Raw genomic sequence first — 9,536 nt, 5'->3', positions numbered from 1 at the left:
GGCTTGGCATCCGAAGATCCGGAAGAGCTCTCGGCCGCGAGAGCGGCGCGGAGCTTACGAGCCACGGGGGGCTCGATGGTGGATGAGGGGCTCTTGACGAACTCGCCGAGCTCCTTCAGCTTCGCGAGCGCGACCTTGCTGTCGACGCCGAGCTCGGAAGCGATCTCGTGCACGCGTGGTTTTGCCACAATTCTCCTGTCTGAGGGCCTACCCCGGACAGGGCAGACCGTTAGTTGCGGACGGGTCTCATTTCGAGCCGTTCACTTCGTGTCCATAGCCGTTCAGCCTTTTCGCTGGAGGGTTGATTCGAAGGTCTGCGTGTCAAGCGGGCCTGACACACGCAATGCTCGTACGAAGGCGCGACGCGCGAGCGCTTTCCTCACGCACGCGTCCGTCTCGTGCACCCACGCTCCCCGCCCGGGCAGGACCGCTCGCTCGTCTCTGACGAGGACCGACCCGTCCGCGACCACACGCAGAAGCGAAGATCGGGGGGCGCGTGCGCGGCATCCGACGCACGTTCGTACGGGACCCATCCTACACCTCGCGCTCACGCAGACGACGGACGATCAGTTGTCTTCGAGGATGCTGTCGGGCTGGATGTCGATCTTGGCGCCGGTGAGCTTGGCGGCGAGGCGGGCGTTCTGGCCCTCCTTGCCGATCGCGAGCGACAGCTGGTAGTCGGGCACCAGCGCGCGGACGGCCTTGGTCGACGCGTCCAGCACGAACGACGACGTCACCTTCGCCGGCGACAGGGCGTTCGCCACGAAACGGGGCAGCTCGGCGTCGTAGTCGATGATGTCGATCTTCTCGCCGGCGAGCTCTTCGGTGACCGCGCGCACACGGCGGCCGAGCTCGCCGATGCAGGCGCCCTTGGCGTTGACCGTCGGGTCGTTGGCCTTGACGGCGATCTTCGAGCGGTGGCCGGCCTCGCGGGCCAGCGACACGATCTCGACGAGACCCGCGGCGATCTCGGGCACCTCGAGGGCGAACAGCTTGCGGACGAGTCCCGGGTGCGTCCGGGACACCGTGATCTGAGGGCCCTTGTTGCCCTTCGACACGCTCGTGACGTAGACGCGCAGGCGCGAGCCGTGGGCGTACGTCTCACCGGGAACCTGCTCCTCGGGCGGGAGGATCGCCTCGACCGTGCCGAGGTCGACGTGCACCATGCGGGGGTTCGGCCCCTGCTGCACCACGCCGGCGACGATGTCGCCCTCTTTGCCGCGGAACTCGCCCAGCACCGCGTCGTCGGCGATGTCGCGCAGACGCTGGCTGATGACCTGCTTCGCGGCGAAGGCGGCGATGCGGCCGAAGTCGTCGGGAGCCTGTTCTTCTTCGCCGATGACGGCGCCCTCTTCGTCGGTGACGGGGGTGAAGATCCCCACGTGCCCGGTCTTCCGGTCGAGCTCGGCCCGCGCGCCGGCGGGGATCTCGCCGCTGGGCGAGATGTGCTTGGCGTAGGCGGTGAGGATCGCCTGCTCGATGATGCGCGCGAGTTCGTCGAAGGGGATCTCCTTCTCGCGTTCGATCGTCTTCAGAAGTGCGAGATCGATGTCCACAAGGGCCCTCCGTTGTTCAGCTTTCGTCGACGCGACCGGCGCCGACAACCCCACAACGATACCCGGGATGCCCCGCCTCCCGCGACTCGAGGAGCGGCAGGGAGACCATCGCACAGCCGTTTCCCGGGTGCGGCGCGCCGAGCGCGTGCTCCGCCGTGCACAACTCCGGAAGAACGTCCGGCACAGGGGGTACGAACCGCGAGAATACGCGGGACGTCTCGGCGGCGGAGTCGAATTCTCAGGAGTTGTGCCCGGCCCCGGACCGCGCAACGCCCTCCAACGGGTTCGCCGCCAGTTTGGCGAGCACTCCCCCGTCGACCAGCCGTCGGGCCGCGGTCTCCGGCTTCCGCGACGCCTGATCGGTGACGCAGGCGCCGAACTCCGCGGCCAGCTCGCCGCGCGGATGGGTCGCCAGCACCTCTCGCACGAAGTCTGCGGGCAGCACGTCGGCGCGAGACCCCGAGATGTCGAGCCCCGTCGCGATCTCCAGCAGATGGCCTTCCACGTCGAGCTGCGGGTCGACGCTGGTCCAGTTGTGCCGGATGATCACCTCGAGCGCACGCCGGCGCCGGTCCCGCGACCAGCCCGCTCCCGCGGTGAGCGCGATCGCGACGTGCCCCCCGGCCTCCTCGTACGACAGCGTGTGATTGTCGAACGGGACCACGGTGCCGATGTCGTGCAGCACCGCGGACACGTACAGCAGCTCATGGTCGATGCCGTCGAGGCCCCCGACGCGGGCGAATCCCTCCGCCCACAGCCACGACCGCACCCCGTGGGCCGTGATCGCCGCCGACTGGTACTCGTCCGCCAGGTCGAGGGCGGCGTGAGCGGCCGCCGTGTCGGGGATGGGAAAGTCGGCGATGCGCATGGGGCCTCCTGTGTCAGGTCTTCCAGCCTCGCCGCCGCTCACCACGCGCGCGAGGGCCCTCACCGCCACGCCTCGTCGTTCTGCTGCCACGCCTCGCGCGGCGGGGACCGCTCCCCCGCGCCGGATCCTCGTCCACCAGAACTCGCCCGCACCGCCGTGCCCGGCCGAAGACCCACCGTCGGCACCATGCGCCCGACGGACACCGGATGCCGCGGCGCCGGGGCCGCGGCATCCGTGACCGCTCAGCTGATCGGTGTGGCGTGCCAGATCCGGTCGAGGTAGTCGCGCATCGCGCGGTCGGACGAGAAGTACCCGCTGCGCGCGACGTTGAGGATCGCCGAGCGCACCCAGCCGTCCTGGTCCGCGTACGCGGCGTCGACCCGATCCTGCGCGTCGAGGTACGACCGGAAGTCGGCGAGCGCCATGAACCTGTCGTCGTACAGCAGGTTCGACACGAGCGGCTCGAACACGGTGCGGTCGCCGTCCGAGAAGGCCCCGGACGCGATGAGGTCGATCGCGCGGCGCAGCTCGCCGTCTTCCTGGTAGAAGTCGGCGGGGCGGTACCCCTCGGCCCAGAGGGCTTCGACCTCGGGCTCGCTCATGCCGAAGAGGAAGAAGTTGTCGTCGCCGACCAGCTTGCGGATCTCGACGTTCGCTCCGTCGTCGGTGCCGATCGTGAGGGCACCGTTCAGGGCGAGCTTCATGTTGCCGGTTCCCGACGCCTCTTTGCCGGCGAGCGAGATCTGCTCGGACAGATCGGCGGCGGGGATGATGCTCTCGGCGAGGGTCACGTTGTAGTTCGCCGGGTACAGCACCTTCAGCTTGCCCTGGACGCGCTCGTCGGCGCTCACCACCTCGCCCACGGCATTGATGAGGTGGATGATGCGCTTGGCCATGCCGTAACCCGGAGCCGCCTTGGCGCCGAACAGGAAGGTGCGCGGCTGCACGGCATCCACACCCAGGCGACCCGACACGATCCCCTCGTACGTGCTGACGATGTGCAGCACCTTGAGCGTCTGACGCTTGTACTCGTGCAGGCGCTTGATCATCACGTCGAGCATGTGGCCGTCGTCGAGCGGGGCCTCTCCGCGCGCCTCGAGCACACGGCTGAGGCGTCGCTTGTTCGAGGCTTTCACGGCGGCGAAGCGCTCGCGGAAATCGGCGTCGTCGGCCAGGGCTTCCAGACCCCGGAGGCGCTCGAGGTCGACCGTCCAGCCCGCGCCGAGCGCCTCGGTGATGAGGGCCGACAGCTCGGGGTTGGCCAGGCGCAGGAAGCGGCGGGGCGTGACGCCGTTGGTGACGTTGGTGAACTTGTCGGGCCACATCGCGGCGAAGTCCTTGAGCACGTTGTCGCGCAGCAGCTGCGAGTGCAGCTCGGCGACGCCGTTCACCTTGGAGCCGGCGACGGTCGCGAGGTACGCCATGCGCACGGAGCGGAAGGGGTGCTCACCGATGATCGACATATTGCGGATGAGCATCTCGTCGTCGCCGAAACGCTCACGCACCTCGAGGAGGAACTCATCGTTGATGCGGTAGATGATCTCGAGATGGCGCGGGAGGAGTCGACCGAGCAGGTCGACCGACCAGACCTCGAGGGCCTCGGGCAGCAGCGTGTGACATGTGTACGCGAAGCACTTCTGCGTGATGGCCCACGCGGCATCCCACTCGAGCTTCTTCTCGTCGACGAGCACGCGCATGAGCTCCGGCACGCCGATGACGGGGTGCGTGTCGTTGAGCTGGAAGATCACGCGCTCGGGGAGCTTCTCGAGGTCGAAGTCGTCGGGCAGGACGTTCTCGATGAAGTCGGCGATGGATGCCGCGACGAAGAAGTACTGCTGCTGCAGGCGCAGCTCTTTGCCCTGGGGCGTGGAGTCCTCGGGGTAAAGCACCTTGGAGATGTTCTCGGCGAAGGTCTGCGCGCGGACGGACTCGACGTAGTCGCCGGAGTTGAAGGTGTGCAGGTCGAAGGCGTTGGTGGCCACCGCGCGCCACAGCCGCAGGGTGTTCACGCGGCCGTTGTGATAGCCGGGGACCATCATGTTGTACGGCACCGCGAGCACGTTCCACTCGGGCACCCAGCGGGTGCGCTCGACGCCCTCGTCGTCGTAGGTCTCGGTGGAGCCTGCGAACGAGATGGTCTGCGCGGCCTCGGGGTGGGCGAAGTCCCACGGCGAGCCCATCCGCAGCCACGCGTCGGGCTGCTCGATCTGCTGTCCGTCGGCGAACGCCTGGCGGAAGATGCCGTACTCGTAGCGGATGCCGTACCCGATTGTGGGGACGCTCATCGTCGCGAGGGAGTCGATGAAGCACGCGGCGAGGCGGCCGAGACCGCCGTTGCCGAGACCGGGCTCGATCTCGACCTGACGCAGGTCGTCGATGTCGATGCCGCACTGCGCGAGCGCCTCGGTGGCGATGTCGGTCAGCCGCGCGGCGAGGAGGTTGTTGTCGAGCTGGCGCCCCAGCAGGTACTCGGCCGAGAGGTAGCAGACCGTCTTCGCCTGCTGCGTCTTCTGATTCGCGCGGTCGTCGAACCAGCGCGCCATCAGGTAATCGCGAACCGTGTAGGCCAGAGCCAGGTACTGGTCGTTGACGTCCGACGTCGACAGCGTCACACCCTGATCGAAGTTCAGGTTCTGCAGGAACTGTTTCGTGAAGCCGTCGACCGAGGCCGCCGGGGCGACGACGGGCGCGATGGCCAGCGGGTGAGTCGGACGGAGCTCTGAGCTTTGGTCGGGCACCTAACGACCGTAATCACTCGCGCACCACGCTGCCAAGACGGCAACGGCCTTGACACATGATCTTCACCCGGACGCCGTATTGCCGGTCAGCGCAGCCCGCACCCGTCGACGACCTGCTCCGTGCCCTCGATGAGGTTCTTCGTCCAGTCGAACAGCACGGGGAGGAAGCGCGACTTCGGCAGGATCGGGCGCAGGTGGTCGTAGCCCGCGTAACTCGCCCACCGCACGGGCTGCCCCTCGGCGCAGAGCTTGTCGATGTATTCGCGCTGGAGCCTGGGCGGGATGACCTCGTCGTCGGCGCCCCATGCCACGAGCATCGGCGTGCTGAGGGGTTCGGTCATGGCGTTCTCGGCGAGGCGGCGGCCGAGCGCTCCGTCGGTGAGGTCGGCGTTGTAGAGCGGGCGATCCTCGGAGACGCCGAGCGCGGTGAGCACCGACACGACCACGCCGGGCTCGGTGGGACAGCGTTGCGTCATCTCGAGCACGATCGATCGCGAGCCCTCCGCGATGTAGTCGTCGAGGTGCACGTCGGCGTAGGTCTCGGAGTACGGGACGAGCACCCACGACGTGATGACCGAGAGCATGGCGTTCGGCGGTCCCGACAGCAGTTCCCGCGCAAGGGCGGGCGGGTCGGCGACGGGGGCGACCACCGCGGTGCCCAGCACGTCGATGCCGGGCGCGTAGTCTTCGGCGATCGCGGTGGTCCACAGGGCGGCGTGCCCGCCCTGCGAATGCCCCCACACCACGGTGTCGGGCGACAGGGTCAGATCGCTGCGGAGCTCGGCAGTGGCCAGCACCGCGTCGAGCGACGAGCGGGCCTCGCCCTTCCCGATGAGGTACGGGTAGGCGCCGGGCGCCCCCTGGCCGGAGAAGTCGGAGGCGATGACGACCCACCCGGCCTTCAGCGCCTGTTCGAGCGCGGGTATGGCCCAGCGCGTGGCGGTGGAATCGCGCAGGCTCGGCGCGCAGCCCTGCGCGACGAGGTGAGCGGGCGCGAGACGATCAGCGCCCCGAGCAGCACCACCACGGTGCCGACGATGAGAAGAACGCGCGGCGGCGCGTTGCGCGTCAGAGCGGGAAGGGCGTTCCACCGTCGCACGAACGGGCGGCGGGGAGCGGGCATCAGGCCATGATAAACAGCGCCTCGGACGCCGCGCGCAACCGGCTGTGATTCCGACGCGGGAGCGCATACGGTGCCGGGATGCCGTCCTCCGCCCGCTCCGCCGCCCGGGAGGCCGAAGCGAACCCCGCGTTTCGCGTCGCCGCCCGCGCGGGCTACATGGCCAACGGCATCCTGCATCTCCGCGTCGGAGCGCTCGTGCTCGCCGTCGGCTTCGGCGCCGCGGAGGACTCGGATCAGACGGGCGCGTTCCGGGCGCTGGCGGCGCTGCCCCTCGGGGCTGTGGGCCCTCGCCGCGGGGCTGGTCGCTTTGGGCGGCTGGCATCTGCTGCAGGCCGTCGCCCCGCGCGGGCTCTCGGGACGGAAGCGGATCGCGCGCATCGCGGCCGAGGCCCCCAGGGCATCGTGTTCGTGGTGATCGGGGGGCCCGCTCCTGGCCGCCCTGGTGGGTCTCGGCTTCCTCGCCTACGGCGTGTTCACGATCTTCCGCGCGCGCTTCGCGCGGCTCGACGTCTGATCGGGGTCAGTCGAGGGCGGGGTCGCGGCCGGTGCGCTCCCCGGTCTCGAGGGTCGCAATCGCCCCGTGGTCGTCGGCATCCAGGGTGAAATCGAAGACGTCGCCGTTCTCGCGGATGCGGTCGAGCGACACCGACTTCGGGAAGACCACCAGCCCGCGGTCGAGGTGCCAGCGCACCACGACCTGCGCCGGGGTCTTGCCGTACTTCTCGGCGATTCGGGCGAGCACAGGCTCGTCGAGCAGGCCGCCACGGGCGAGCGGCGCCCACGACTCGGTGACGATGCCGTTCGCGGCATCCCAGTCGGCCAGCTGGTTCTGGGGGAACCGCGGGTGCAGCTCGACCTGATTGACGGACGGCAGCACGCCGGTCTCGTCGCGCAGGCGCTCGAGGTGCGCGATCGTGAAGTTGCTCACGCCGATCGAGGTCGCCCGTCCTTCCTGCTGCAGGCGCACCAGCGCCTTCCACGTCTCCACATAGCGGTCGGCGCTCGGGATGGGCCAGTGGATGAGGTACAGGTCGACCCGGTCGAGTCCGAGCTTCGCGGCGCTGGCGTCGAACGCGCGCAGCGTCTCGTCGAACCCCTGGTCGTCGTTCCACACCTTGGTGGTGACGAAGACCTCGTCGCGGTCGAGTCCCGACGCGCGCAGTCCCTCGCCGACCTCGGTCTCGTTGCCGTAGAGGGCGGCCGTGTCCACGTGGCGATAGCCCGTCGCGAGCGCTCCCTCCACGAGGCCGGCGGTGACGTCGGCGGGGACCTTGTAGGTGCCGATGCCGAGCTGCGGGATCGTGGAGCCGTCGGACAGGGACAGACGAGGGGCCGAGATCATGGCATCCACGCTACCGATGCCGAGCACCGCGCGGACGACGAAACGGCACCCCTCCGGCGGTGGCGAAGGGATGCCGTTTGCGCGGAACGTCTCAGCGAGTGAGCGCCGTCACGGCGTCGGCGACGGAGAGCGTCTCGCGCTCACCCGTGCGGCGGTCCCACAGCTCGACCTGGCCTTCGGCGGCACCGCGGCCCACGATGAGGATGCGCGGGATGCCGACGAGCTCGGCGTCGCCGAACTTCACACCGGGCGAGACCTTGGGACGGTCGTCGTAGAGGACGTCGAGGTCGGCGCTCTCGAGGTCGGCCGACACCTGCTCGGCGAGCTCGAACGCCGCCGCGTCGCGGCCGGTGGCCACCACGTGCACGTCGAACGGCGCGACCGACTCCGGCCAGATCAGACCCTTGTCGTCGTTGTTGAGCTCGGCGATGATCGCGAGGATGCGGGTCACGCCGATGCCGTACGAGCCCATCGTGACCGTGGCGAGCTTGCCGTTCTCGTCGAGCACCTTCAGCCCCAGCGCCTCGGCGTACTTGCGACCGAGCTGGAAGACGTGGCCGATCTCCATGCCGCGCGCGAGCTCCACCGGGCCCGAGCCGTCGGGGGCCGGGTCGCCGGCGCGCACGGTCGAGACCTCGACGAAGCCGTCGCCGACGAAGTCGCGGCCGGCGACGAGAGAGTGCACGTGCTTCTGGTCGACGTTGGCGCCGGTGATCCACGCGGTTCCGTCGACCACGCGGGGGTCGAGCACGTAGCGGATCTTCGTCGCCGACTCCTCGCCCAGAACGGGGCCGGTGGGCGACCAGGGGCCGATGTAGCCCTTGACCAGGAGCGGGTTCTTCGCGAAGTCCGCCTCGGTGGCGGCCTCGACCTCGGCGGGGGCGAAGGCGACCTCGACCCGCTTGTCGTCGACGTCGCGGTCGCCGGGAAGGCCCACGACGACGAGCTCTCGCGTGCCGTCGAGGTGGGTGAGGGCGAGCACGACGTTCTTGAGCGTGTGCGCGGCGGTCCAGGCGGTCGCCTCGGCGGTCGCGGGACCGGCGATGCCCGGCGCGGGAGCGTCGAGGTGCGCGTTCGCGTGGTCGACGAGGGTCGCGATCGTGGGGGTGTTCGGGGAGTCGAAGATCACCGGCGCGGGCTGACCCTCGATCGGCAGGGACTCGGGGACGACCGTGGTGAAGGCCTCGACGTTCGCCGCGTACCCACCGGCGGAGCGGACGAACGTGTCCTCACCGATCGGGGTGGGGTGCAGGAACTCCTCCGACTTCGATCCGCCCATGGCCCCCGCGTCGGCGGCGACGATCACGTACTCCAGCCCCAGGCGCGTGAAGATGCGCTCGTAGGCGTCGCGCTGGGCCTGATACGAGGCATCCAGTCCGGCATCCGTCGCGTCGAACGAGTACGCGTCCTTCATCGTGAACTCGCGGCCGCGCAGGAGGCCGGCGCGGGGACGCGCCTCGTCGCGGTACTTGTCCTGGATCTGGTAGATCGTCAGCGGCAGGTCCTTGTACGACGAGTACAGGTCCTTCACCAGGAGCGTGAACATCTCCTCGTGCGTGGGCGCGAGGAGGTAGTCGGCGCCCTTGCGGTCCTGCAGGCGGAACAGGGCGTCGCCGTACTCCTCCCAGCGGCCGGTGACCTCGTATGGCTCGCGCGGCAGCAGGGCCGGGAAGTGCACCTCGAAGGCGCCCGCGTTCGCCATCTCTTCGCGAACGACCGTCTCGATCTTGGCTTTGACCTTCAGCCCCAGCGGCAGCCAGGCGAAGATGCCGGGCGCGTTGCGGCGGATGTAGCCGGCGCGCACGAGCAGGCGGTGGCTCGTGACCTCGGCATCGGAGGGGTCTTCGCGGAGCGTGCGGAGGAAGTAGTTCGAGAGACGGGTGACCACGATCATCGAGTCTACGGCGCG

The 9,536-nt window shown here is 69.4% G+C and carries 8 protein-coding genes; all 8 read right to left on the bottom strand.

Going from position 1 to position 9,536, the window contains the following annotated elements; translation table 11 throughout:
* The coding region (locus tag NS220_RS19215; RefSeq protein WP_193755311.1) for a translation initiation factor IF-2 N-terminal domain-containing protein at positions 1–188 on the bottom strand (188 nt) is incomplete at its 3' end.
* Between the two features lie 93 nt (positions 189–281).
* A complete protein-coding gene (locus tag NS220_RS19210) occupies positions 282–533 on the bottom strand; it encodes a YlxR family protein (RefSeq protein WP_081323038.1) in 252 nt (83 codons plus the stop codon).
* 33 nt (positions 534–566) lie between these two features.
* Positions 567–1,556, bottom strand: coding sequence for a transcription termination factor NusA (nusA, locus tag NS220_RS07865; protein ID WP_013583463.1), 990 nt, complete (start codon positions 1,554–1,556; stop codon positions 567–569).
* Between the two features lie 238 nt (positions 1,557–1,794).
* Positions 1,795–2,424: a hypothetical protein gene (locus NS220_RS07860; protein ID WP_058623520.1), complete on the bottom strand. Its 630-nt coding sequence runs from the start codon at positions 2,422–2,424 to the stop codon at positions 1,795–1,797.
* Positions 2,425–2,666: 242 nt separating this feature from the next.
* Positions 2,667–5,162 (bottom strand): glycogen/starch/alpha-glucan phosphorylase, encoded by a 2,496-nt coding sequence (locus NS220_RS07855; RefSeq protein WP_058623519.1) that lies wholly within the window; start codon positions 5,160–5,162, stop codon positions 2,667–2,669.
* Between the two features lie 86 nt (positions 5,163–5,248).
* On the bottom strand, positions 5,249–6,253 hold the full coding sequence (locus NS220_RS07850; protein ID WP_242864563.1) for an alpha/beta fold hydrolase: 1,005 nt from the start codon (positions 6,251–6,253) through the stop codon (positions 5,249–5,251).
* 552 nt (positions 6,254–6,805) lie between these two features.
* The gene (locus tag NS220_RS07845) at positions 6,806–7,627 is read right to left on the bottom strand and encodes an aldo/keto reductase (protein ID WP_058623525.1); all 822 of its coding nucleotides are present in this window, start codon (positions 7,625–7,627) and stop codon (positions 6,806–6,808) included.
* 91 nt (positions 7,628–7,718) lie between these two features.
* Positions 7,719–9,515, bottom strand: a complete 1,797-nt coding sequence (locus tag NS220_RS07840; RefSeq protein WP_058623524.1) for a proline--tRNA ligase — start codon at positions 9,513–9,515, stop codon at positions 7,719–7,721.
* Positions 9,516–9,536 lie beyond the last annotated feature (21 nt).

The sequence above is a fragment of the Microbacterium testaceum genome, assembly GCF_001476655.1.
Classification (GTDB): Bacteria; Actinomycetota; Actinomycetes; order Actinomycetales; family Microbacteriaceae; genus Microbacterium; species Microbacterium testaceum_C.
The sequence above is the reverse complement of the archived record's forward strand: the minus strand, read 5'-3'. Positions and strand labels throughout refer to the sequence as shown.

Bases quoted from the DNA above. Each gene is read 5' to 3' on its own strand.
- NS220_RS07845 (WP_058623525.1), bottom strand. From the start codon at position 7,627: ATGATCTCGGCCCCTCGTCTGTCCCTGTCCGACGGCTCCACGATCCCG.
- NS220_RS19210 (WP_081323038.1), bottom strand. From the start codon at position 533: ATGGGTCCCGTACGAACGTGCGTCGGATGCCGCGCACGCGCCCCCCGA.
- NS220_RS07860 (WP_058623520.1), bottom strand. From the start codon at position 2,424: ATGCGCATCGCCGACTTTCCCATCCCCGACACGGCGGCCGCTCACGCC.